This window comes from Virgibacillus alimentarius, assembly GCF_017874635.1.
GTDB lineage: Bacteria > Bacillota > Bacilli > Bacillales > Amphibacillaceae > Virgibacillus_B > Virgibacillus_B alimentarius.
Genome location: NZ_JAGIKX010000007.1, coordinates 19,836 through 42,358 on the forward strand (window position 1 = coordinate 19,836; position 22,523 = coordinate 42,358).

Sequence of the window (22,523 nt, forward strand, 5' to 3'; positions counted from 1 at the left end):
TATTTCACCACTCACGATTTAAAATTTCATTTTCTATTGCTCGCCACTTACTTTGATGCCATTTAAGATTTTCGGTTCGATCTGTTTTTACTTCTATAATGTTTATCCCTTTGTGCTTGTAACTTTTATGGAGTGCAATTCTTAACTCCTCTTCCTTCAACACACAAGAATAATTTCCTCCATACATTGTCACTGCATGCTTAAAGTCGATGTCTATAGGAGTTCCAAATAATGCTTCAAAATGTTTATCGTCACCCGCTTGCGGCAGAAATGAAAATATCCCGCCACCATTATTATTTATTAATAAAATCGTTATATTAAGCTGGTAATGTTTCGCAACCAAGAGACCATTTAAATCATGAAAGAATGACAAGTCTCCTATCACTAATGTGATATGCTCGCCTGAGGCTGCGGCTCCAAGACTGCTAGAGACCATACCATCTATCCCATTAGCCCCTCGATTTGCTAGAAGTCTTAATGTTTTAGATGTCGTCATGAAAAAGGTATCCACATCACGAATAGCCATACTATTTCCCACGTATAATGTGCTTTCTTCAGGAACAACTTCAAATAAAAGTCGTATTGCTTCTCCTTCTGTCAATTTCTCATTTTTTTCTTTTAACCTGAATAACTCTTTTTGAGCAATTGTGTTCATTTCTCTCCACTGACCTATCCAATGTGGGTCACAATTTATCTCCTCTGATGCAACGGTTAAATCCTTACAAAGCAAGATAGGGTTAGCGAAAATAAAAGTTGATTGATTGCCGGCTGGCTCACGAAACCCTTCATTTTCTTCCACAATAAATTGTTTTGTTTGATGGTGATCTTTCACATAAAAAAGATATGCCTTTGAAACTGGCATCGCCCCAAAGCGGATAATAAAATCAGGTTCGAGTTGCTTGCGAATCGCTTCATGACGCAAAAAGGAATCATACCCATCAATGATATGATTTTTATCATGTTTTCCTGATCGAATTTGGGATAGTGGGTCAGCTAAAATAGGTATATTCCACCTTAATGCTAATGTCGTAATAGCTTCAGCAAGGCTTTCACTTACTTGAGGGCCACATACAAATAAACCTCTTTTTTTGTTTTTTAAATCATCAAGAAGTTGTTTTAATTGAGGTTCGTCTAATATCTTTTCACCTACGTATGCAGGATGATACGAGTCCTCTTTTTCTTGCTCCCACAATTGTTTTATTGAAAAGTCTGGAACAAGCGGTTCCCGGAGGGGAAAATTTAAATGTACTGGTCCTGCATTCCCTTCTTGTGCTAAATAAAGAGCCCTTGCCGCTTTACTTCTGGCATAATTTAGCATCTTAGATGAAGCCTCAGGTAATGCCATTTCATGAAACCATTTAACATAATCCCCGTACAATTTAATTTGTTCTATTGCTTGCGGAGCACCGACGTCTCGAAGTTCATGCGGACGATCCGCTGTTAGAATGACTAGTGGAACTCTACTGTAATACGCTTCTACAATAGCTGGAAAATAATTTGCAGCTGCAGTTCCAGAGGTACATACCATAGCGACAGGACGCTTGGTTTGTTTTGCCATTCCCAATGCAAAAAAAGCGGCAGATCTCTCATCTATATGAATCCAAGTGTTTATTCCTTCATGTTCTGTTAATGTCATAGCCAGTGGTGTTGACCTTGACCCTGGTGAAATCACCACGTCTGATAATCCATTTTTGGCAAGTTCATCGACAAAATTCGCCACATACCGTGTTAATCTTTCCGTATGGTTCATTCCCTTATCCTCCTAAAACGGATAGCATAGGCAGAAACTTAATATTTGTTTCTTCATATTCTGCTTCAATATCAGAGTCCTTTACTACACCACATCCTGCAAACAAGGATGCTTTATCCCCTTTTATAAGGCCAGAACGTATGGCAACCGCGAATTCGCTATTTTGATTACTGTCCAGCCAGCCAATTGGCGCTCCATACCAGCCGCGATCTAATTGCTCATGTTCGCGAATAAAGGCTAATGATTCTTCTGTCGGGGTTCCTCCAAGCGCTGGAGTAGGGTGTAGCTCTCTAACAATGTCAAAAATACTGTATTTATCCTTAAGTTTTGCTATAACAGGTGTAAATAAATGTTGTAAATTTTTTAAAGGATAAATAACGGGCTTACCCGGGATATCGATATCTGTACAATAATCATTTATTGCACGCTTAATCATTTTTACAACAAAATCATGTTCCTCTCTATTTTTTTCATCGTCTAGAAGTGAGATACCTATTCTTGTATCCTCTTCCTTCGTATTTCCACGAGGTGCAGTTCCTGCTAAACATGTGGAAAGCAACTGGTTTTTCTCCAGTTTTACTAATCTTTCTGGGGTTGCACCTATAAAACAGTCATTCCCGTTTTCAAACGCAAAAATATAACTAGTTGCTTGTGTTTTAATCAATTTATCTATAATAGCGGAGATTTCTGCTTTATTCTTTAGTTCTAAGCGTAATTCCCTTGCAAGCACAATTTTTTTTGCTTCATTCTTTTCAATCTTTTCCTTTGCAAGGCGAACACTGTGCTTCCACGCTTCAGGGTTTTTTTCTTCCTTCGACTTAATCCCAACTCCCTGGGGGATTTTAATAAAAGTATTAAACAATTTCTTCTCAGCTTGTTTACATGCCCTCAGCATCTGTTTTGGATGATCATTTTTCGTTACTTGAATATTAATTGTAAAATAAGTGGTGTTATTGTTTTTGGTTAATAAAAATTCTGGTATCGTAAATCGGCTTGGCTGGAAGTTTTCCCATAAACTGGATCTTTCTCGTTTAGGATCAAAAGACATACCGCCTAGTGCAAGTAGACCTGTACCTGCTACCTCATACGGATTATGAATGATTGCTTCTTGTAAGAGTTTATTCCACTCTTTCTCGGTTTCGTTATATCTTGATTTGTTTGCAACAATATCATATGCCTTTCCGACGCCGACTACGCAAAAATCATCAGCGGTACTAGACCAAAAAATTCGATTTTTTTCTAACATTTTTGCCGCTTCAAAAAATACAAGAGGATCTATTCTATTTACTTGTTTGGTAAAACTAACGAGCTGAATTTCTCCATTTGTTTTCACTTGATCAATCGCTTTACTAAGCAGAAATTCTATTTGGTCTTCCTTCATTTCAATCATCTAATATAAACCTCCGTTAAACATACGATGCAAAATACCCTTCTCTATTTTATTCTCTTTTTAATGGTTTCTCAAGGAAAGTCTTTCCCTAGCTAGTCTAACTTGCTCATTGACACACTTCACAGAATTACATAGACTTAGAATGATATGGACGAAAATTCAGGAGGAGAACAATAATGCAAGATAAAACAAATATAAAAGAAGTCCTAAATGAAAAAGAAGGCTTTCAAATCTGGTGGCGTCTGCTACGCCCACATACATTAACAGCCTCTTTTGTTCCTGTTTTTGTTGGTACCATGTTTGCATTTAATGATGGTACAATAGAGATTAGGTTATTTTTAGCTATGCTGCTAGCTTCTATTCTTATACAGGCAGCTACAAATATGTTTAATGAGTATTATGATTTTATTCGCGGTTTGGATAACGAACAGTCAGTTGGAATCGGCGGTACCATTGTTCGTGATGGTATCGCACCAAAGACAATCTTAAACCTTGCTTTTACCTTTTTTGGAATAGCCATACTACTTGGTGTTTATATATGCATGGAGTCAAGTTGGTGGATCGCAGTAATTGGTCTTATCTCGATGCTTTTTGGATATTTATACACCGGGGGCCCCTTTCCAATTGCTTACACACCCCTAGGGGAACTATTTTCTGGCTTTTTTATGGGAACAGTTATTATCGGCATCAGTTATTATATCCAGACACTCTCAGTTACCGTTGATGTTATACTCATTTCTATCCCTGTTGCTATATTTATCGCCAGCATTATGCTTGCCAATAATATTCGTGATTTAGATGGAGATAAACAAAACGGACGTAAAACAATTGCTATTTTAATCGGACGTAAACAAGCGGTTAAATTAATGGGATTTTTATTTACTGCATCTTACGTCCTGACCGTTCTTTATATTATACTTGGTATTTTACCTATTTTATCTATTGTTGTAATACTTAGTAGCATAAAGGCACGAAATGTAATAAAAAATTTCGAAGGAAAAACAAAACCTATTGAAATGCTACCTGCAATGATTGCTACAGGAAAAACTAATACTTTATATGGTATCTTACTTGGACTTTCATTGCTTATTAGCCACTTTATATAAAAAGGAGAGCATGCATGATGGATCTAAAAAACACATTAATGGAAGCACTTGGGATTGAAATTGCTTCATTAGATAAAAATCTAGTAGAAATGACGATGTCTGTCGATGAACGTACACATCAGCCAGCTGGGTATCTGCATGGCGGGGCTAGTATTGCACTTGCTGAAAGTGCTGCTAGTATAGGTGCCTACTTAAACATTGACCCAGAGATATCAAATGTTTTTGGTATAGAAATTAATGCCAATCACATCAAAAGTAAACGAGATGGAATTGTTACTGCAAAAGCTACACCAAGTCACATTGGTAAAACGACGATGGTCTGGGAAATTAAAATAACGGATGAAGAAGATAGGCTTATATGTGTTTCAAGATGTACGATTGGGGTAGTTCCAAAAAAATAGATTTAGCAAAAACACGCTTCAGAAATAAAGCGTGTTTTTTATATCTTCCCATGATGCTTACCTTTGTTCAATTTGAAAAGTAAATTGATTGTCACATTGGAATTTTCCCTTACTATATGTACGTTCAACAAATGTCAGGTGGTTTGATTTATCCACAAGTAAAATCGTAGACGAACGCGTACCATAATTAGGTATTTTAATAAATAAGGGTGAAAGTTTTCGTTCTAATTCTATATTTACACCAGTATTTGGTAAATTTATATCTTCTGTTTCTTCCATATCAGTCAAAAATTGAAATAGCTTGTTTATATTTATCGTTTCCTGTTCCATTATATGTTCTTTCAGTTTTTCCTTTCCCTTAACTACTTTCGGCCAAGGTGTGTCTAAGAAATGGTTGCTTAATCCATGTGTGCCAGCAGTAATCTCTAATATTTTATTTTGTCTATTACTTAAATAAAATAAATGATCCGGATTTCCTACTATTAAGTTAAAACCGGAATAATTATTAGCGTTTTTTTGTATGGATTCGAGATAATTTTGGGGCCCCATGTTTCCTGACAAATAAGCACTTACAAGTTCTCCCCTTGAAATTTTATTCGTATTTTGCTGATCTGCTTCACGAAAATTTGTTAATGCAGCAATACGTCCTTTCTTTGTCACACCAAGCCAAGTGCCCATTCTCCTTAAATCACGTCCTGCCAGTATGTTTGGGTTATCTTCCCAAAAATGTGCTGGCATTGTTGGACGTTCATAAAATTCGTCGCGATTTGCTGCTAATACTAATTTATAGATTGGGTGATCATGCAATTGAAAGTTAATTAAACACATGAATAATCCTCCTGTTTATTAATACGAAAACCAAGTAAAAAAGCCAATCCCTATCACCTTATGGGACTGGCTTCTTTTTACATCTATCTATACAAAGCTTGTTTGCTTTTGTTCAATCCAACTGCGCATTTTAATGAATAAAGGCACAAATAAAAGACCAATTACTATTCCTTTAATTGCATTAAATGGCAATACTCCTCCGATTATAGTAAGCCATTTTACTTTATCAGTCATTTCCCAGCCCATAAACCATGCATATGCTGGTAGTATGAGCAAGTAATTTAAGATACTCATTCCAATTGCCATGATAATTGTTCCGGAAACTAATCCAGAAATGATGCTTTTTACCCCTTTATATTTATGATATAGGATAGCAACAGGTACGACAAACATAACCCCTGCTATAATATTTGCAATCACACCTATTGGGTCCGCTGCTCCTGTCACTGCCAGATAAAGGATGTTTTTAATCGCGACTACGATTACACCAGCAAACGGCGAGAAGATTAAAGCAGCCATTAAAGCCGGAACCTCACTAAAATCAATTTTTAAATAAGGTGGTAAAAATGGCAACGGGAAATTCAAGAAAAATAAGATAAGTGAAATTGTTCCCAGTAATGCTAAAATAACCAGTTTTACTAATTTTGATGATGATGTATTTTTCATCACCATTCTCTCCCTTCATCTAATCGATTCCCATCTCGTCTTGTGATGAAGGATGAGCATATTTCCTTTTACAAAATGAAAAACCCCAAAGCCTAATCGGGGCTTTAGGGTATACAAGTCATAGGAAAATAAAGGTGTTTTCTCACACCATTTTCAGCTCGACATCTTCTCCCATCCAGACTTTAACTGTCGGTTCTGGACTTACACCAGATCAACCACGCTGCGAATATTTATGCTTTGTGGGTCACGGACTTAAGCAAAGTTCTTGCCTTTACCGTCGGTCGGGAATTGCACCCTGCCCCGAAGATGGAATCGATATAATATTGTTACCTATTATTATACATGTATTTGTGCAATTTGCAATAAAAATTTTATAAAGACAGCAGATGATTAATCATCTAAGGGATTGAGACTTTCTTTTCCAGTTAAATTAGATATCATCTCTACAAGTAATTCTATTTCTTCATCAATATCTTTTAAGCTTACAGTCTCAACTGGGGAGTGCATATACCGTAAGGGTAAAGATACTAATGAAACTGGCACACCAACACCAGTCAAGCGCATCTTATCTGCATCAGTTCCAGTCATTCTCGGAGTTAATTCATATTGAATATTCATTTTCAGCTTCCTCGCAGTCTGCTCTAACAATTTATTTATTTTAATATTAATTGGAGCACCTTTTGCAAGTACAGGTCCCTTTTCCAACTTTACATCTCCATGCTTGTTTTTATCTACACCCGGATAATCCGTGGCAAAAGTAACATCACAAGCGATTGCCATTGTTGGTTGAATACCCGCAGCTGCAAAATAAGCACCTCCCATATTTGTCTCTTCATTTACAGTGCTTGCTGCATAAACTCCAACCGTACAGTCCGTTTTGGATAATCTTTTTAGTATTTCTGCGATGATAAATGCGCCCGTACGGTTATCTAAACCACGTCCAGCCACATACCTGTCTGTTAATATTTCAGGTTCTCTTTTATATACGGCAAGATCCCCAATTTGAACATATTTCTCCGCTTCCTCTTTTGATTGATATCCACAATCAATAAATAAATCCTCTAGATCAAAATCTTTTTTTAATCCGCCATGATGTTGAGCGTTCACTCCAATAACACCTGTAACTGTTTTATTATAACCAAGTACACTTGTCTTCATTCCCACTGCTGCCTTAGGGTTAATCCCCCCCACTTTATCAAAATATAAAAAGCCATGATCATCTATGCGATTAATAACAAGTGCAATTTCATCACAATGACCTGCAAGCAAAACTTTAAAAGAGGCATTAGGATTTAGCACGCCTATTGCATTTCCCGCATTATCTGTTCGGATTTCATCTGCAAATTTTTCAACATAATTGATCCATTTTTTTTGAATTTCCATTTCATTACTTGAAGGTGAGGGAGTTTTTAATAGCTCCATTAAAAACTCAGTGTTTGATTGTTTCAATCGTATTCCTCCTAATTTTTTCTATAATACTGTTTATTTTAAGTTTAAAAATAACGAACGTCTAGTATATTGATTACTTTGAAATCCATATTGTATAATTTTGTTAACCCTCTGTCTATACTAATAAAATACCATTCATGTCTATAAGGAGAGCGTAATGAGTATTGAATTTTTTAAAAACATTTATTTTCGATTACCCATTATTCTTAGACTTCTAATTACAATTTTAGTTATTATGCTTTTTTTCGGCATTATTATTCGAATTATCGAGCCTGATGAATTCCCAACTATATTTGAGGGTGTTTGGTGGGCTTTTGTAACAGGAGCAACCGTTGGCTATGGCGATTATGTGCCGTTAACCGTTATGGGAAAAATAATAGGCATTTTCCTTATTCTTTCCGGGGGAGGTTTACTAACCTTTTATATAACAACATTATCAGCTGCTACTATCAATCACGAGCGTAATTTATCAAAAGGAAAAATTGAATATAAAGGAAAAGATCATATTATTTTCATCGGTTGGAACGAACGAACACGAAAATTAATCGAAATGACCGAAAAACATAATCCCAATATTGATATTGTTTTAATCGATCGTACCCTAAAACATCTACCTTTTCAAAAAGTTCCTGTACATTTCATTCATGGGAATGCAAGTGAAGATAATACATTACGCCAAGCACATATTGAAACAGCAAGTTGTGTTGTTATTACAGCAGATTTTTTCACAAAAGAACATCAACCAGATCATTACACGATTCTAACTACTGTTGCTATAAGAGGGAATAATTCACAAATACCAATTATTACTGAAATATTTTCTACCATGCAAATTGATAATGCACTACGAGCTGGTGCCAGTACCATTTTACGGCCAAATGATTTCATGAGTTTACTAATGTATCATGAATTATTTCATGAAAAAGAGGCACATCCTTTTGAAGCTATTTTACAACTTTTAACACATCAGCAATTTCGCCAGACTAAAGTACCTGAACACCTCATTCACAAATCTGTCAGGGACGCATCCTTCCAATATTTTAAAAACAGACATATTTTTCTTGGTATTATACGAGAAGAAGAATGGAAACTAAACCCTTCTCCGGATTTACTTTTGCAACAAAACGATATTGTTGTTACTTTGTCCCATTGGTAAAACAACGTTGATGATTCTAGACTTTTGCTTAAAAAGTTAATTTATGATAGTATGTTAACTTGTATGAAAAGAAACTGAATATAGATATAGGAGTTGTTTATCATGACAGATAAATTTGAGAGTGGTCAGGTTTTAGAGGGAAAAGTAACTGGGTTACAACCATACGGAGCTTTTGTTGCCTTAGATAACGATACACAGGGATTGGTTCATATTTCCGAAGTAACACATGGTTATGTAAAAGATATTAATGAATATCTGTCAATCGGCGATACTGTAAAAGTAAAAATTTTAACGATCGATGGAGAAAAAAATAAAATGTCATTATCTATCCGTGCTACAGAGGAAGCACCCGCAAATAATAATGCGAAATCTGCATCTAAAAGCAAACCTACACAACAAAAAACTGAATCTACAGGATTTAACACACTCAAAGGAAAGCTTGAAGAATGGATTGAACAATCAAAAGAACGTGAAAATACATTTAAGAATTAAAAGGGGCTTCTCAGGTAACATTGACTAAAATAGAGCAATGTTGGTTGAGAAACCTCTTTTTTAATTTTTATCATTCTTGATTTAATCACTTTACTACTTTAAAGTAAATGTAACAATAATAAAAGGGGTGTTATAGATGACGCACGTTTCTTTAAGGTATGATAAAGCATTACCTTTTTTTACTCAATCGGAAATGGATAATTTGAAGAATTTTGTACAGACTGCGCATGACGCTTTACATAACAAAACTGGACCAGGCAATGATTTTTTAGGCTGGATTGATTTGCCTGAAACATATAATAAAGAAGAATTTGCCCGGATTAAAGCATCTGCTGAAAAGATAAAACAGGACACAGATGTTTTACTCGTTATAGGAATAGGTGGTTCCTATCTTGGAGCACGTGCTGCTATTGAAATGTTAAATCATTCATTTCAAAACCTACTGCCAAAAGAAAAACGCAAGTCCCCTCAAGTAATTTTCGCAGGACATCATATGAGTACTGCCTATGTCAGCGAATTATTTGATCTGCTTGAAGATAAAGATGTTTCCATTAATGTTATATCAAAAAGCGGAACAACTACCGAACCCGCTCTGGCTTTACGTATTTTCCAAAAATACATAGAAAAAAAATATGGAAAAGAAGAAGCAAAAAAGCGTATTTATGCAACTACAGATAAAAGAAAAGGTGCATTAAAAACAGTTGCGGATAAAGAAGGTTATGAGACGTTTGTTATTCCTGATGATGTTGGTGGTCGCTTTTCCGTACTAACAGCAGTAGGTTTACTTCCAATCGCTGTAAGTGGAATCAAGATTGATGATATGATGCATGGAGCCAAAGAAGCGATGGTTGACTTAGCTGAACCTTCTTTAGATAAAAACCCAGCATATCAATATGCCGCATGCCGAAATATCCTTTATAATAAAGGAAAAACAATCGAAATGCTAATTAATTACGAACCTCATCTGCATTATTTCGCAGAATGGTGGAAACAGTTATTCGGAGAAAGTGAAGGCAAGGATCATAAAGGAATTTTCCCTGCTGCAGCTAATTTTTCTACTGATTTACATTCCATGGGTCAGTACATTCAAGATGGTCGTCGTGATCTTTTTGAAACAGTGCTGCATGTAAATGAATCAAAAATGCAAATAACACTCGAAGAAGACGACGTGAATACGGATGGACTTAATTACCTCGTAGGAAAAACCATTCATGAAATCAATGACAAAGCGTATCAAGGAACACTACTCGCTCATACAGATGGAGGCGTTCCAAATTTAATTATAGAATTGCCTAAACTGGATGCATTCACCTTTGGCTATTTAGTTTATTTTTTCGAAAAAGCATGTGCAATGAGCGGATATTTATTAGGGGTAAACCCTTTTGATCAACCAGGAGTCGAGGCATATAAAAAAAATATGTTTGCTTTACTAGGTAAACCAGGGTTTGAGAATGAAAAGGAGAATTTAGAAAAACGACTGAATTAAAAGGGATTAAAAAAATGTAAAAAGATGTTTAATTTATTTTCTTCTGGGAATAACTATAAATGTAAGACTTTCTCGTATTCCCCCTGTGGGCAAAGCGCATTGCGCTTTGCTTTTTTTTGTAGAATTACCCCACTCCCAGAAGAGTAATTCTTATCCATTTTCACTTTTTTCGTTATAATAGAAGTAACAAGATAAGAGGAGGGATTGTTAATGGGAGTATTTGATACCATTCAGGCGCGAAAAAATACTCGTTCAGTAAAATGGGATGGGCTGAAATCCGTATTCCAAACGAAGGATGTCCTGCCAATGTGGGTTGCTGACATGGATTTTAAATCCCCGCAAGCTGTAAATGAAGCTTTAATGAAGCGGGTAGAACACGGAATTTACGGTTATACAATGATTGACCATGATGTTAAAAACTCTATTGTGAATTGGATAAAACGACGACATCATTGGCAAATACAGCGCGATTGGCTAACTTTCAGCCCTAGTGTAATAACAAGTTTACATATAGCTATTCAAGCATTAACAGAACCAAATGATAAGGTTCTAATTCAAACCCCGGTTTATACACCATTTTTTAATGTGTTAAAACAACATAATCGAGAAATGGTCAAAAATCCCCTTGTCTTACAAAATAATTATTACAAAATTGATTTTGAAGACTTTGAGGATAAACTAAAACAAGGTGTAAAAGCATTTATATTATGTTCACCACATAATCCAGTCGGTCGTGTTTGGACAAGGGATGAATTAGAAGAAATCGCCCGATTATGTTTAAAATATGACGTGATTATTTTGACTGATGAAATTCACGGGGATCTTGTATACCCGAATCATCATCATATTCCTTTTGCTTCATTATCTAATGAAATAGCAGAACAGACAATTACATTCATGTCTCCTTCTAAGACATTCAATTTGGCTGGTCTGCAGGCATCCTACATGATTGTTAAAAATCAAACAAAACACAAAAAATTAACAGAACACCTTAAAAAACAGGGGCTAAATACATTAAATACAATGGGAAACACAGCTCTTGAAGCGGCATATAATCATGGCGAATCTTGGCTTGATGAGCTGATCAGCGTATTACATGACCATCGAAACTATGTAACCGAAATGCTGGAGTCACGCACAAAGGAATTAAAAGTCATTAACTCCGAAGGAACCTATTTGATTTGGATTAATTGCAGTGGATTGAAAATGGATAGTCCATCTTTACGGAAATTTATGATTGAAAAAGCCAAGGTAGGGCTAAATCCTGGTATGAACTATGGAAAAGAAGGCAGCCAATTTATGCGTATGAATATCGCTTGTCCAAGAGCAATACTAGAAGAAGGAGTTAATAGGATCATAACTGCAGTCAATGAACGCTAATATCAGTAGGGAGAAGTTATCTTCTCCTCACTGTTAAACATACGTAGAACAGATGTCAAAGACCTCAAATTTTTATAATGTTCCAAGTTTCTACTTCTCTTTATCATCTTCTTTTCCCTTTATTTCCGTAGGATCTGTTGATTGTTCCTCTTCTTCTTTATCAGGGTCGGCTTTTAATTCACCACACATAATACGCGCTCCCGAATCTCCACCTGGTTGTGTTACCCCATCATCTTGATCTTTATGAATAACTAAGGATGTGCCTTCTTCACTTAAAATAGATTTTTTCCCTTCAAGGAGGGTTGCATCTGCTAACATCAGTTCAGTGTCTACTGCTCCGCTACTGTCAGCTTCGACATTAGGTAAGTCACCTAAATGATTCCCATCCGGGTTCATTAACCCATGCTTTTTTCCCTCTGGATTGAAATGGTTTCCTGCGCTTTTAAAATCTTCTCCTTTACAAGTTGGATTTTCGTGGAGATGTATTCCATGCAATCCCGGGGTTAACCCCTCTACTTTCACCTCTATTTGCACTCCATCTGGATGTTCACTAAATGTAGCAGTACCTACCATATCACTATCAGTGTTATACATATCAATTTCCCTTACGGAAGGTTCATTTGTTTGACAAGCTGTCAATAGAACCAATAAAAGAATAAATAATAAGCGCATTTCGTTTTCTCCTTACTTTCGTATATACTAATTATTAGTATCCACAAAAATAAGCAAAATAAACGAATCCAATAAAAAACCTCCTTAGCTTTTAAATTGCTAAGGAGGGTTAGTTGTGCCCATTCGATTTATGATCCTCACGTTTGGAAAGATTATATTCTTGTTCAAATCGACTTTCGTCTTTTTTTGATTTCCGATAGATTAAATACATCGCCACCGCTGCACCAATCATGAATATAACTAGCATGATCACAGCTGGAATATATTCCGTTTTATCTTCAGGAAAGTATAAAAACTCCATAATCGCTGCCCCTTTCTTTTTTTAATTATAGCAAATTCTCTATAGTTCCTAAACATCTCTTCAAATAATTCGCTAATTTGTTATTTTTTTGGCACAATAAAGAAAAGGAGGTTGCCAAAATGTCAGAAATAAAAGTCGGGGATACAGTTCGTGCCCATTACAACTCAGGTATTTATATTGGGAAAGTCGTAGAGGATCGTGGAGAAAGGTTTTTGGTGAAAGTGCTAGCAGTGCAAAAACATCCAATGCAAGGTGATCTCCATCACCCAGGAAAAGTAGATGAACCAGGAGTGTTATTTCATGAACGAAAAGCACTAGCATTTCGAGAGAAAATGAATGTTCAAAAGGCAGTTGTCTACCCTTTCGACGATGAAATTCCTAATTACAATACTTCTATAAAAGAAGCAGTGGAAACTTCTAAGAACAAACTAAAGGCAAAAGATACAGCATTTAATAAGAAAGCCTTAGAACGCCTAAAAGGACTAGAGGAACATTATTATAAAAAAAGTTATTATTAGAAGAAAGGGTCAGACCCCGTCTATTGGGAACTGACCCTTATGACTCCTTTATTCTCCTAAATGTTCTTTAATTACTGATTCAACACCCGAGAGTGCTTCTTCCTCATCATTTCCTGATGTAGTTATTTTAATTTCTGCCCCTTTTGGAATCCCCAAGGACATGACACCCATAATTGATTTTAAATTAACTGTTTTATCATTATAAGAAATTTCAACCTCAGACTCAAATTGCCCTGCTTTATTCACCAATAATGTAGCAGGACGCGCATGGACTCCTGTATCAGCTGTGATTGTAAATGTTTTTTCCTTCATTAATAAAAATCCTACCTTTCTCCACTATATTTACCATACAGTTGTTCATAATTACATTTATTTTCTACTGATCATTATAACCAATATTATAAACAAATGAACTAATAACATTATATATAATAACAATTATTTATGAAACTAGAAAGGCTTTTATTATTTTATTTATAACGAAAGTTTGTCTTTGGATGTCTGTTATGATACCGTTATTTTAAGCGTTTTTTGAGGAGGAAAAACATGAGTGTACATATTGGTGCCAATCAAGGAGAAATAGCAGATAAAATTTTATTGCCTGGGGATCCGCTGCGGGCAAAGTTTATTGCTGATACTTTTTTAGAAAATGTCGTCCAGTACAATAAAGTACGTGGGATGTACGGATATACTGGAACCTATAAAGGGGAACGTATATCTGTACAAGGTACAGGCATGGGAGTACCGTCAATTTCTATTTATGTTAATGAACTGATTCAAAGCTATAACGTTCAAAAACTCATTCGAGTAGGAACATGTGGAGCTATTCAAAAAGACGTAAAAGTTCGGGATGTTATTTTAGCTCAAGGTTCTACAACTGACTCACAAATGAACCGCATGATTTTTAATAGAATTGATTATGCTCCGTTAGCTGATTTTGATCTACTCAAAAATGCCTATGATGTAGGCGTTAATAAAGGTATGACATTACGTGTTGGAAATGTGTTTACGAGCGACAATTTTTATCGGGATAACGCAAAAGAGGTGAATGAATTACTAGCCAAATATAAAGTATTAGCAATTGAAATGGAAGCTACTGCTTTATATACGTTGGCTGCAAAATTTGACCGTCAAGCACTTTCTATTTTAACTGTTTCAGACCACGTCTTGACGGGAGAGGAAACATCCGCAAAAGAGCGGCAAACTACATTTAATGAAATGATGGAAATAGCTCTTGAAACAGCAATTAAATAATAATTATTTAGATAAATCTGTTCTTTCAAATAACCATGTAAGGTATTGAAAGAACTTTTTTAACGACTTTTTTTAATCACTTATACGAATAAGCTCATTTCATACTAATTATAAACCAAATAGGGAATAGATTTGATAAAGGACTTAAATGAAAGGAATAGAGTGATGTTTAATTTACCTTTAGTAGCTGCATTAATTGCAATTATGCTTGCACAAATAATAAAAATCCCTATTCAATTTTTCATCACCAAAGAGTTAAATCTCAATTTAGCATTTAGCACGGGAGGTATGCCAAGCAGTCATTCTGCTGCAGTTTGTGCATTAACGACAGGAGTTGGAATAGTAGATGGTATCACATCAATGACATTTGCTGTCTCCTTTGTCTTTAGCATTATCATCATGTTTGATGCTTCAGGTGTTCGAAGACAAGCAGGTGAGCAGGCTATCGTAATAAATCAATTATTAAAAGACTTTCAATACTTTGTCGATGAAGCAAAACAATGGAATAAAAAAGAGAAGTTTATGAAACAAGAAGAACTAAAAGAGCTATTAGGCCACCAGCCAATTGAAGTATTTTTTGGAGGATTATCGGGCGTAGGCATCACCTTTTTACTGTATTTTTTACTTTAAAATGAAACAACTCACTGCATTCGATTGCAGTGAGTCTATGTTAATTCATTCATTTGTAATTTGTTCTCGAAATACTTGCATTGCAGCATTCTCATTTAGCTTTGTAAGTTCCTCTTCTGTCAAATTTCCATCCCCATACTCAACTACATAAACTTCAACTTCTTTTTTGCCCCACTCCGAATATACTTTATCTACTGATGGATAATATAAATCAATTTTATTCCCGGTGATGGCGCTTCCCTTGTCTGCTACTACACCATATCCATAATCTGGAATGTATAAAATAGTTCCTACCGGATATACACTTAAATCCGCTGCTATTGTAGAATATAAGTCTCTTTTTACCTTAACACCAGAATATGTAATTCCATATTCCGGATGATCCGGATTTTTCCCAGTAGATTCCATACCTGCAGTATATCCTGTTGCCAATACTGTATCACTTGGGAGTTGCTCCTTGTTGACTACTTCATCCAGCGATTTTTTTTCTTCTTTTTCACTCGAAATATACCTATTTTGTTCTACCATATTATTTAATGCTTTTTTCTTTAATGCTATTTGTCTACCTTCTAGTTCTGAATATGAGGTTTCGTAAATATACTTATCATTTTGATACGCATTTCGTACGTCTGCAAATGTGACATTAGAAATTGAACTTACCGTTGTGTAAAGTGCTCCTAAGAATAAAAGTATCATTCCAGTTCTGCGAAAAAGTTGCTTCATTGATAACACCTCTCTTGGATGTCATCCTTTCCCATCTGGAACGTTTTTATTCATTTTCTTATTTAGAAATGGTTTAAAACATTTGATAACCACTTTTACGTAATATTTTTATGACTATCCCAGAAATAATCGTACCAACAAATCCAGAAATCAAAATAATAATATCAACCAGGGTAACATTCATTAGATTTGAAAACGCAGTAGAAAATGATGCTGCCGGGTTTTTAAAGTATTCAATTGTAGAAATATTATCAACAATCATAAGAACGATAATTGGATAAATCAGTGTCATAAGCCATGTGCGTCTTAATAACATATTCAAAATAAAAGCAAGGCCAAAAAATATAACCAAAAACAATAGAATAGAAACTATTAGTTGGATCATCACGTCATCTCCTTTCTGAATTCACGTTCTTAAACACAAATTCCATTTTATAATATAAACATGAAAAAGCAAAGACAATAAACTGCCTTTGCTCTTTTTTCAATAGAAAAAATTAAACTTTCCTTTTTTAATCATTAGTTTAACTCCGCCCAATTTATATAGATAATGATTATCAATTATTTTTTCCATAACTGTTGCCTTCCACCCAAATAGTTTGCGATCTTTCATAAATATACCTACAGCATCATCGTTACCTAAAGATGCAACTGTTCCTATCGTTCTTGGTTGAAAATCAACTATTTTTCCCTTGCCTTTAATAAGTGTTTTTAAATTATGTGCAACTGTTTCAGCTTGTTGTATAGCTATTTGAGCTGTTGGGGATAAGAGATTCTCCGGATTATTTTCCGAGGTTAAAGCACAGTCTCCTACCACAAACACATTGTTATATTCTAAGGTTCGCATATCCTGACGCACTTCAATTTTACCAGCATTCATTTTAAAACCTGATTGTTCCACAATCCTATTCGCCCGGATTCCTGCAGCCGAAATCGTTGTGAATGTTGGAATTTCTATTTGCTCTCCATCTTTTTTATAAACAATACTTGCTGATGTACATTCCTTTACCTTTGCCTCTGTTATTATTTCTACACCGCGAGATTCCAAAGAATTCATCGTATAATCAATAAGCTGTTGATCAAATCCAGGTAAAATTGTTGATGCTTCTTCTATCATAACAACACGAACCTGAGGTTTGTTTATATCAAATTCCGCACAAAGGTTAGGAATCCGATCAACTAATTCTCCTGCGAATTCGATCCCTGTAACCCCACCTCCGCAAATAACAATGTTGAGATGTGCTTGGTCCTTATCTTTTTCTTGATTATACATCGCGAAATTATATTCAATGTGCTCTCTAATTAAACGAGCGCTGCTAAGGTCATTGATCATAAGCCCGTTTTCTTTCAGTCCTGTAATTCCGTATGTTGCCGCTTCAAATCCTAACCCAATAACAAGATAATCATAGTCTATTTCACCGTCTTCTAGTTTAACTTTGTGATTTTTTGGTTTGATAGAAACAACTGTGTCCTTAATAAACTTGATTTTTTGCATATTTAATATGTTTTTAATATCAATTCGCGATCTTTCTTGTTCTAAAGTACCTGCAGCATTTTCATGTAACCATATTGTCTGATAATGATAATCATTTTTATTTACCAGTGTAATCGTTGCATCATTTAAGCCTATTGCTTTTTGCAGGTTCACTGCAGTCATCATTCCACCATAACCCGCCCCCAAGATTACGATATTTGGCTTTTTCATGTTTTTACCACCCATTTTTTGTTAATTTCAATCCATTATTGATAAAAGCTAATGTGTGATTTATTTCACTAAGGTTTATATTTATTATTATTAAACTTTTATATCTTTGTTACATGATTGTAATATATAATCCATTGATTATAGTAGTCTTTTTCATTCAAATTTTCAACCCTATCATTGCACCTTTTTCTTGAAAAATTTTTGAATTATACGTACGAAATAACACTCGAGACATATCTATTTATGATAAGATAAAAATAATGTACAATTTGTTGTAGAGAAACGGAGGAAATTGATTATGGAAAATAAAGTTTATGATATAACTATCATTGGAGCAGGACCGGCTGGTCTATTTACTGCATTCTATGGTGGAATGCGCCAGGCAAGCGTTAAAATAATTGAGAGTTTGCCACATACTGGAGGGCAACTAACAGCCTTGTATCCGGAAAAATATATATACGATGTTGCCGGATTTCCAAAAATCCGTGCCCAAGATTTAGTAGATAATTTAGAAGAACAGACGAAGCTGTTCGATCCAACCATCGTTTTAAACCAATCCGTTGAAAAAGTAGAACGGCTAGAGGACAATACATTTAAACTGACATCCAACGAGGAAGTGCACTATACTAAAACAATCATTATTACTGCAGGGAATGGAGCTTTTCAGCCTCGCCGCCTGAATGTTGGGGATTGTGAACAATTTGAAGGGGTTAACCTCCATTATTATGTAAATGATATGAATCAATATAAAGATCAGCATGTCTTATTATTAGGTGGCGGTGATTCCGCTGTAGATTGGGCACTAATGCTTGAACCTATCGCAAAACAAGTGACTTTAGTTCATCGACGCGATAAATTTAGAGCCCATGAACATAGTGTAGAAAAATTAAAAGCTTCCAATGTTAATATATTAACACCTTTTACACCTAAAGAAATAACTGGAGATACCAAAATTGATAAAGTAACATTACAGGAAGTCAAAGGTGAAAACCAAATTGAGCTGGAAGTCGACTCTATTTTATGTAATTATGGTTTTGTCTCTACCTTGGGTGCAATCAAAGACTGGGGATTAGAAATCGAAAAAAATAGCATTATCGTTAATACCAAAATGGAAACAAATATACCTGGTATATATGCCGCTGGTGACATTACCACCTATCCTGGGAAAGTAAAGTTAATAGCTACTGGTTTTGGTGAGGGTCCAACAGCAGTAAATAATGCTAAGCAGTATATTGATCCATCTGCCCGTATACAACCTAAACACTCAACAAGTATGTTTTAATGAATAGAACCGAATAAATTCAGGAAATAAAAAAGCTAGAACAATTCGTGTCCTAGCTTTTTAGCATTTTTCTGCAGTTCCCTCACGGCCCTCAGCTCGAAAAGAAGATCCACAGCCACATGACACAATAGCGTTTGGATTATCAATACTAAATCCGCCACCCATCATGTTTTGTTTAAAATCAATCGTAGTCCCTTCGATAATCGGTATATCCTGTTTAAAAATGACTACCGGTATATCATTAATTTTCTCAACCATATCCAGCTCTTCATTTATTTCATAATCAAATCCTAACGAATAGGATAATCCGCTACATCCTCCACCTTTAACTCCAAAGCGCAGGCGAGCATCAGCTGTTTCTTCTTTCATCATCTCTTTTATCTGATCACAAGCTTTATCAGTAATTGAAATTACCATTATATGCTCCTCCTCTGATTTATGATGGAATCATGTTAAGTACTACTATTAGTATACAAAAAAGGGGTAGCATGATGCAATCATTTCGTTTATACCTGTAACGCTACATCATTTTTATCTAATGCTTCATAAATGGTTTTTAAACGCGGGATCCCTTCTGCAACGATTTCATCATTTACCAAGACAATTGGATAAAATAAATCCTCATCAAAAATTTTTTCTATAAATTGTTGATGTTTTTCATTACTCTGTGACTCATTAATATCGATATACTTATATTGTATGGAATCATCAATATATTTTCTTCCAATTGCAGCCTGCAGCCATTCATAAGTATCCTTTGATCCTGGTGCTCCAACACAACTAGCACAAATTTGTTCCGCTCCATAAACTGTTATTGTTACCTTCTTCTTTACCATTTCCTCTCCTCCTACCGATATTTATTGTTGTTCTTTTTATTTTACAAAACATTTTTTTAAAGATAAAATAAAGGTAATTGAATAGTTCCTAAATTTATCAATAGATTTTTTCTTACATTCATCATATAATAATGATATAGAAAGGGGTGGATCGATAATGCATGAACAAGTACAAGAAGTTTTAAGTAAATTACGCCCATTTTTACTACGTGATGGTGGTGATGTGGAACTTGTTGATGTTGATGAGAACGGTATTGTCCTACTTCGACTTATGGGCGCTTGTGGTAACTGCCCAAGTTCTGCAATCACATTAAAAGCTGGAATTGAGCGCGCATTAATGGCTGAGGTTCCTGGAGTTACTGAAATTGAACAAGTATTTTAATTTTATTAAAGCAGGGGCAGACGGAATGTTAATCATGTCTGCCTTTTTTATGGTTTTCTGAATCAGTGTTCCGGTCTTATTCAGGGCTATTATTCAAATACGGGGGTTTTTGGCCCGTTACCATCAAAAAATGAAACAACATTTTCCATACATAAATGAAGCATTGCCTTCCGGGTTTCGATACTTGCTGATCCAATATGAGGTAAGCATATGGCATTATCTAAACGCACAAGCGGATGATCACTAGGTATAGGTTCATCTTCAAACACATCTAATCCTGCTGCAGTAATTTCCTGACTCTTTAAAGCGTTAACCAATGCTTTTTCATCCATCGTACCTCCCCGGGATACGTTAATAAATATTGCGGATTTTTTCATTTTTTGGAATGCCTGCTTATTAAATAAATGTTTGGTACGATTTGTTAAAGGTACTAACGATATTATAAAATCAGCCTCACTTAATAGATTGTCAAATTCTGTATAAACCGCATTCAATTCTTTTTCTTTTTCATATTTTCTCGTTCGATTGTTGTATAAAATGGACATTCCAAAACCTTTCGCTCGCTTTGCTACGGCCTCACCAATTCTCCCCATCCCGACAATTCCGAGTTTTTTATGATGAATGTCTGTACCTGCAAGTAAGAATGGAGACCAATGACCCCATTTATCTTCTCTAATATAATCACTTGCCTCCGTCATCCTCCTTGCTGTAGCCATTAAAAGCGAAAAGGTTAAATCAGCCGTTGTTTCAGTAAGTACATCCGGTGTATTGGTAACGATTATATTGTGCTTTTTTGCTACTTCTATATCAATATTATCATAACCCACTGCCATATTGGCTATTATTTTTAAATGATGGGTATTTTCTAATAATTCCTTATCAATACGCTCAGTTAACATACATACTATCCCGTCCGCTTGCTTAGTTTCTTTCAAAAAAACCTCCCTCGGAACTGGTGTATTTTCTTCTTCCCACATTTTGAAAGTAAAGGAGGCCTCGTGTGGAGCTAATATTTCCTGCGGTATTTTCCTGGTTATATAAATAAGTGGTTTCTCCATCCTTTTACTTCACCCCATTAACTATTATTATAACCAGTGTAACACAGGAATGTGTAAAGCTTCATGCTGAAGGCCCATTTCGATGAAAAAAGAGCTTAAATTTTGTTCATAAATGGATTGTTTTTCGATCAAATTTTCCATTTTAGTGAAATAAGTTTGATCATTCTTTTCTGTAAAAAAACTTTCTTCGATTAGATCATAAAATGTGATGGGAAAAATCAATCTTCCATATAATAAACGCCAGCTAAATATGGATAAAGGTCTCAATGATTGATAATCATCCATAAACGATCTTAATTCTTTATTTGCTTGATTTAAAAATAATTTCGTACGAATATACTCCGCTAAGTCCCGTGTCGGATGATCATACATTAAATCATTAACCCAAATAACAGGCTTTAAAAGATGGTCATCATAACGCTGAAAAGTGATGGTGCCTTGGTCACCTTCATCGTAACGGTAATCTTCTGTTGTTTCTTGAATATACTGTATAGCATTTTCACTCATTCCTATAATATAGGGTAAAATGTCCATCAACAAGCGATAGTAACAGGTATGTTTCCTTTTTGCTTCATGGATAATTCGATTTTCAAATATCGTAAGCTTATGGATCCATAAGTTTTTCCATTGACCGTAGCTTGAGATATTTTGTGGTTCATAGTGATATGCTGCATTCATAAGATGAAAATTTGCTAATGAATGACCATGCGATTCTATATAGTTTGTTTGAGGACTTTGTACTTGAACAACCATATACGATTTATTTTGATAAGTTGTAAACCAATTTCCATCCATATTTTGAATTGGTTTCGCTGTATGATAAAGGCCTTTTTCTACCAGAAAATAAGCTAGTGCTGCTTGTTCCATATGTATCATTTCCTTGTTTTCTGATGAGATGATAAAATAAGTATACGCATTATCTATAAATCCCAATTTCCCATTTATAGTTATTTTATCTCTAATATAGACAGCATAATCACGATTAAGCATTTCCTCCACCATGATCCCTCCTTCATCCTACATTAGTCTATGAATGAAATTAGTATAAATTAACAAGA

26 protein-coding genes and 1 riboswitch are annotated in these 22,523 nt (G+C 35.1%); of the genes, 11 read left to right on the forward strand and 15 right to left on the reverse strand.

What is annotated here, in order from left to right:
• Nucleotides 1–4: 4 nt before the first annotated feature.
• Nucleotides 5–1,750: a 2-succinyl-5-enolpyruvyl-6-hydroxy-3-cyclohexene-1-carboxylic-acid synthase gene (gene menD / locus J2Z81_RS06135; protein WP_226370925.1), complete on the reverse strand. Its 1,746-nt coding sequence runs from the start codon at nt 1,748–1,750 to the stop codon at nt 5–7.
• A 4-nt stretch (nt 1,751–1,754) separates the two neighbouring features.
• Nucleotides 1,755–3,140 (reverse strand): isochorismate synthase, encoded by a 1,386-nt coding sequence (locus tag J2Z81_RS06140; protein ID WP_226370926.1) that lies wholly within the window; start codon nt 3,138–3,140, stop codon nt 1,755–1,757.
• 176 nt (nt 3,141–3,316) lie between these two features.
• On the opposite strand from J2Z81_RS06140, the gene J2Z81_RS06145 reads away from it, so the two are divergent.
• Both J2Z81_RS06145 and J2Z81_RS06150 read left to right on the forward strand, forming a co-directional pair.
• Nucleotides 3,317–4,246, forward strand: coding sequence for a 1,4-dihydroxy-2-naphthoate polyprenyltransferase (locus J2Z81_RS06145; protein ID WP_029269892.1), 930 nt, complete (start codon nt 3,317–3,319; stop codon nt 4,244–4,246).
• Nucleotides 4,247–4,263: 17 nt separating this feature from the next.
• Nucleotides 4,264–4,647, forward strand: a complete 384-nt coding sequence (locus J2Z81_RS06150; RefSeq protein WP_029269894.1) for a hotdog fold thioesterase — start codon at nt 4,264–4,266, stop codon at nt 4,645–4,647.
• A 57-nt stretch (nt 4,648–4,704) separates the two neighbouring features.
• Here the strand turns inward: J2Z81_RS06150 and J2Z81_RS06155 are convergent, their stop codons facing one another.
• The 3 genes from J2Z81_RS06155 to J2Z81_RS06165 all read right to left on the reverse strand — a co-directional run bounded on the left by J2Z81_RS06155 (nt 4,705) and on the right by J2Z81_RS06165 (nt 7,563).
• Complete coding sequence (locus J2Z81_RS06155; protein ID WP_029269896.1) at nt 4,705–5,475, reverse strand: NRDE family protein; 771 nt, start codon at nt 5,473–5,475, stop codon at nt 4,705–4,707.
• An 87-nt stretch (nt 5,476–5,562) separates the two neighbouring features.
• On the reverse strand, nt 5,563–6,141 hold the full coding sequence (locus tag J2Z81_RS06160; RefSeq protein ID WP_029269898.1) for an ECF transporter S component: 579 nt from the start codon (nt 6,139–6,141) through the stop codon (nt 5,563–5,565).
• 159 nt (nt 6,142–6,300) lie between these two features.
• A riboswitch (FMN riboswitch) is annotated at nt 6,301–6,453 on the reverse strand.
• A gap of 78 nt (nt 6,454–6,531) precedes the next feature.
• Nucleotides 6,532–7,563: a M20/M25/M40 family metallo-hydrolase gene (locus tag J2Z81_RS06165; RefSeq protein WP_390337259.1), complete on the reverse strand. Its 1,032-nt coding sequence runs from the start codon at nt 7,561–7,563 to the stop codon at nt 6,532–6,534.
• A 184-nt stretch (nt 7,564–7,747) separates the two neighbouring features.
• Between J2Z81_RS06165 and J2Z81_RS06170 the strand changes: the two genes are divergently transcribed.
• From J2Z81_RS06170 to J2Z81_RS06185, 4 genes are all read left to right on the forward strand, one after another.
• Complete coding sequence (locus tag J2Z81_RS06170; RefSeq protein WP_029269902.1) at nt 7,748–8,746, forward strand: potassium channel family protein; 999 nt, start codon at nt 7,748–7,750, stop codon at nt 8,744–8,746.
• A 102-nt stretch (nt 8,747–8,848) separates the two neighbouring features.
• Nucleotides 8,849–9,238, forward strand: a complete 390-nt coding sequence (gene yugI / locus J2Z81_RS06175; RefSeq protein WP_029269904.1) for a S1 domain-containing post-transcriptional regulator GSP13 — start codon at nt 8,849–8,851, stop codon at nt 9,236–9,238.
• Between the two features lie 136 nt (nt 9,239–9,374).
• Nucleotides 9,375–10,724, forward strand: coding sequence for a glucose-6-phosphate isomerase (locus J2Z81_RS06180; protein ID WP_029269906.1), 1,350 nt, complete (start codon nt 9,375–9,377; stop codon nt 10,722–10,724).
• Between the two features lie 210 nt (nt 10,725–10,934).
• On the forward strand, nt 10,935–12,104 hold the full coding sequence (locus J2Z81_RS06185; protein ID WP_226370927.1) for a MalY/PatB family protein: 1,170 nt from the start codon (nt 10,935–10,937) through the stop codon (nt 12,102–12,104).
• 90 nt (nt 12,105–12,194) lie between these two features.
• On the opposite strand, the gene J2Z81_RS06190 is transcribed toward J2Z81_RS06185, so the two are convergent.
• Both J2Z81_RS06190 and J2Z81_RS06195 read right to left on the reverse strand, forming a co-directional pair.
• Nucleotides 12,195–12,776, reverse strand: coding sequence for a superoxide dismutase family protein (locus J2Z81_RS06190; protein WP_226370928.1), 582 nt, complete (start codon nt 12,774–12,776; stop codon nt 12,195–12,197).
• Between the two features lie 109 nt (nt 12,777–12,885).
• The gene (locus tag J2Z81_RS06195; protein ID WP_226981262.1) at nt 12,886–13,077 is read right to left on the reverse strand and encodes a hypothetical protein; all 192 of its coding nucleotides are present in this window, start codon (nt 13,075–13,077) and stop codon (nt 12,886–12,888) included.
• 119 nt (nt 13,078–13,196) lie between these two features.
• Here J2Z81_RS06195 and kapB point away from each other — a divergent pair, with 119 nt between their 5' ends.
• Nucleotides 13,197–13,595, forward strand: a complete 399-nt coding sequence (gene kapB / locus J2Z81_RS06200; protein ID WP_029269912.1) for a sporulation phosphorelay system protein KapB — start codon at nt 13,197–13,199, stop codon at nt 13,593–13,595.
• Between the two features lie 48 nt (nt 13,596–13,643).
• Here kapB and J2Z81_RS06205 read toward each other — a convergent pair whose 3' ends face one another.
• On the reverse strand, nt 13,644–13,907 hold the full coding sequence (locus J2Z81_RS06205) for a phosphocarrier protein HPr (protein ID WP_029269913.1): 264 nt from the start codon (nt 13,905–13,907) through the stop codon (nt 13,644–13,646).
• 234 nt (nt 13,908–14,141) lie between these two features.
• Between J2Z81_RS06205 and deoD the strand changes: the two genes are divergently transcribed.
• Nucleotides 14,142–14,849, forward strand: coding sequence for a purine-nucleoside phosphorylase (gene deoD, locus J2Z81_RS06210; RefSeq protein ID WP_226370929.1), 708 nt, complete (start codon nt 14,142–14,144; stop codon nt 14,847–14,849).
• A gap of 165 nt (nt 14,850–15,014) precedes the next feature.
• Complete coding sequence (locus tag J2Z81_RS06215; protein WP_226370930.1) at nt 15,015–15,479, forward strand: divergent PAP2 family protein; 465 nt, start codon at nt 15,015–15,017, stop codon at nt 15,477–15,479.
• A 45-nt stretch (nt 15,480–15,524) separates the two neighbouring features.
• Here the strand turns inward: J2Z81_RS06215 and J2Z81_RS06220 are convergent, their stop codons facing one another.
• The 3 genes from J2Z81_RS06220 to J2Z81_RS06230 all read right to left on the reverse strand — a co-directional run bounded on the left by J2Z81_RS06220 (nt 15,525) and on the right by J2Z81_RS06230 (nt 17,907).
• Nucleotides 15,525–16,202, reverse strand: a complete 678-nt coding sequence (locus J2Z81_RS06220) for a 3D domain-containing protein (RefSeq protein ID WP_226981263.1) — start codon at nt 16,200–16,202, stop codon at nt 15,525–15,527.
• A gap of 73 nt (nt 16,203–16,275) precedes the next feature.
• The gene (locus J2Z81_RS06225) at nt 16,276–16,587 is read right to left on the reverse strand and encodes a YuiB family protein (protein WP_029269921.1); all 312 of its coding nucleotides are present in this window, start codon (nt 16,585–16,587) and stop codon (nt 16,276–16,278) included.
• Nucleotides 16,588–16,686: 99 nt separating this feature from the next.
• Nucleotides 16,687–17,907, reverse strand: a complete 1,221-nt coding sequence (locus J2Z81_RS06230) for an NAD(P)/FAD-dependent oxidoreductase (protein WP_029269923.1) — start codon at nt 17,905–17,907, stop codon at nt 16,687–16,689.
• A gap of 298 nt (nt 17,908–18,205) precedes the next feature.
• Between J2Z81_RS06230 and J2Z81_RS06235 the strand changes: the two genes are divergently transcribed.
• Nucleotides 18,206–19,189 (forward strand): NAD(P)/FAD-dependent oxidoreductase, encoded by a 984-nt coding sequence (locus J2Z81_RS06235; protein ID WP_029269925.1) that lies wholly within the window; start codon nt 18,206–18,208, stop codon nt 19,187–19,189.
• Between the two features lie 60 nt (nt 19,190–19,249).
• On the opposite strand, the gene J2Z81_RS06240 is transcribed toward J2Z81_RS06235, so the two are convergent.
• Together J2Z81_RS06240 and J2Z81_RS06245 are read right to left on the reverse strand one after the other, a co-directional pair.
• Nucleotides 19,250–19,606 (reverse strand): HesB/IscA family protein, encoded by a 357-nt coding sequence (locus J2Z81_RS06240; RefSeq protein ID WP_029269927.1) that lies wholly within the window; start codon nt 19,604–19,606, stop codon nt 19,250–19,252.
• 89 nt (nt 19,607–19,695) lie between these two features.
• Nucleotides 19,696–20,025 carry a YuzD family protein gene (locus J2Z81_RS06245; RefSeq protein ID WP_029269929.1) on the reverse strand — a complete coding sequence of 110 codons (330 nt, stop codon included), beginning with the start codon at nt 20,023–20,025 and terminating at the stop codon, nt 19,696–19,698.
• A 157-nt stretch (nt 20,026–20,182) separates the two neighbouring features.
• On the opposite strand from J2Z81_RS06245, the gene J2Z81_RS06250 reads away from it, so the two are divergent.
• Nucleotides 20,183–20,407 carry a NifU family protein gene (locus J2Z81_RS06250; protein WP_029269931.1) on the forward strand — a complete coding sequence of 75 codons (225 nt, stop codon included), beginning with the start codon at nt 20,183–20,185 and terminating at the stop codon, nt 20,405–20,407.
• A gap of 89 nt (nt 20,408–20,496) precedes the next feature.
• Here J2Z81_RS06250 and J2Z81_RS06255 read toward each other — a convergent pair whose 3' ends face one another.
• Together J2Z81_RS06255 and J2Z81_RS06260 are read right to left on the reverse strand one after the other, a co-directional pair.
• Nucleotides 20,497–21,465, reverse strand: a complete 969-nt coding sequence (locus tag J2Z81_RS06255; RefSeq protein WP_226370931.1) for a 2-hydroxyacid dehydrogenase — start codon at nt 21,463–21,465, stop codon at nt 20,497–20,499.
• A 27-nt stretch (nt 21,466–21,492) separates the two neighbouring features.
• Nucleotides 21,493–22,455: a protein kinase family protein gene (locus J2Z81_RS06260; protein ID WP_051681488.1), complete on the reverse strand. Its 963-nt coding sequence runs from the start codon at nt 22,453–22,455 to the stop codon at nt 21,493–21,495.
• Nucleotides 22,456–22,523 lie beyond the last annotated feature (68 nt).

Excerpts from the sequence above, each read along its gene's own strand:
- menD (WP_226370925.1), bottom strand. The coding sequence starts at position 1,750 with ATGAACCATACGGAAAGATTAACACGGTATGTGGCGAATTTTGTCGAT.
- J2Z81_RS06140 (WP_226370926.1), bottom strand. The coding sequence starts at position 3,140 with ATGATTGAAATGAAGGAAGACCAAATAGAATTTCTGCTTAGTAAAGCG.
- J2Z81_RS06145 (WP_029269892.1), top strand. The coding sequence starts at position 3,317 with ATGCAAGATAAAACAAATATAAAAGAAGTCCTAAATGAAAAAGAAGGC.
- J2Z81_RS06150 (WP_029269894.1), top strand. The coding sequence starts at position 4,264 with ATGGATCTAAAAAACACATTAATGGAAGCACTTGGGATTGAAATTGCT.
- J2Z81_RS06155 (WP_029269896.1), bottom strand. The coding sequence starts at position 5,475 with ATGTGTTTAATTAACTTTCAATTGCATGATCACCCAATCTATAAATTA.
- J2Z81_RS06160 (WP_029269898.1), bottom strand. The coding sequence starts at position 6,141 with ATGAAAAATACATCATCATCAAAATTAGTAAAACTGGTTATTTTAGCA.
- J2Z81_RS06165 (WP_390337259.1), bottom strand. The coding sequence starts at position 7,563 with ATGGAGCTATTAAAAACTCCCTCACCTTCAAGTAATGAAATGGAAATT.
- J2Z81_RS06170 (WP_029269902.1), top strand. The coding sequence starts at position 7,748 with ATGAGTATTGAATTTTTTAAAAACATTTATTTTCGATTACCCATTATT.
- yugI (WP_029269904.1), top strand. The coding sequence starts at position 8,849 with ATGACAGATAAATTTGAGAGTGGTCAGGTTTTAGAGGGAAAAGTAACT.
- J2Z81_RS06180 (WP_029269906.1), top strand. The coding sequence starts at position 9,375 with ATGACGCACGTTTCTTTAAGGTATGATAAAGCATTACCTTTTTTTACT.
- J2Z81_RS06185 (WP_226370927.1), top strand. The coding sequence starts at position 10,935 with ATGGGAGTATTTGATACCATTCAGGCGCGAAAAAATACTCGTTCAGTA.
- J2Z81_RS06190 (WP_226370928.1), bottom strand. The coding sequence starts at position 12,776 with ATGCGCTTATTATTTATTCTTTTATTGGTTCTATTGACAGCTTGTCAA.
- J2Z81_RS06195 (WP_226981262.1), bottom strand. The coding sequence starts at position 13,077 with ATGGAGTTTTTATACTTTCCTGAAGATAAAACGGAATATATTCCAGCT.
- kapB (WP_029269912.1), top strand. The coding sequence starts at position 13,197 with ATGTCAGAAATAAAAGTCGGGGATACAGTTCGTGCCCATTACAACTCA.
- J2Z81_RS06205 (WP_029269913.1), bottom strand. The coding sequence starts at position 13,907 with ATGAAGGAAAAAACATTTACAATCACAGCTGATACAGGAGTCCATGCG.
- deoD (WP_226370929.1), top strand. The coding sequence starts at position 14,142 with ATGAGTGTACATATTGGTGCCAATCAAGGAGAAATAGCAGATAAAATT.
- J2Z81_RS06215 (WP_226370930.1), top strand. The coding sequence starts at position 15,015 with ATGTTTAATTTACCTTTAGTAGCTGCATTAATTGCAATTATGCTTGCA.
- J2Z81_RS06220 (WP_226981263.1), bottom strand. The coding sequence starts at position 16,202 with ATGAAGCAACTTTTTCGCAGAACTGGAATGATACTTTTATTCTTAGGA.
- J2Z81_RS06225 (WP_029269921.1), bottom strand. The coding sequence starts at position 16,587 with ATGATCCAACTAATAGTTTCTATTCTATTGTTTTTGGTTATATTTTTT.
- J2Z81_RS06230 (WP_029269923.1), bottom strand. The coding sequence starts at position 17,907 with ATGAAAAAGCCAAATATCGTAATCTTGGGGGCGGGTTATGGTGGAATG.
- J2Z81_RS06235 (WP_029269925.1), top strand. The coding sequence starts at position 18,206 with ATGGAAAATAAAGTTTATGATATAACTATCATTGGAGCAGGACCGGCT.
- J2Z81_RS06240 (WP_029269927.1), bottom strand. The coding sequence starts at position 19,606 with ATGGTAATTTCAATTACTGATAAAGCTTGTGATCAGATAAAAGAGATG.
- J2Z81_RS06245 (WP_029269929.1), bottom strand. The coding sequence starts at position 20,025 with ATGGTAAAGAAGAAGGTAACAATAACAGTTTATGGAGCGGAACAAATT.
- J2Z81_RS06250 (WP_029269931.1), top strand. The coding sequence starts at position 20,183 with ATGCATGAACAAGTACAAGAAGTTTTAAGTAAATTACGCCCATTTTTA.
- J2Z81_RS06255 (WP_226370931.1), bottom strand. The coding sequence starts at position 21,465 with ATGGAGAAACCACTTATTTATATAACCAGGAAAATACCGCAGGAAATA.
- J2Z81_RS06260 (WP_051681488.1), bottom strand. The coding sequence starts at position 22,455 with ATGCTTAATCGTGATTATGCTGTCTATATTAGAGATAAAATAACTATA.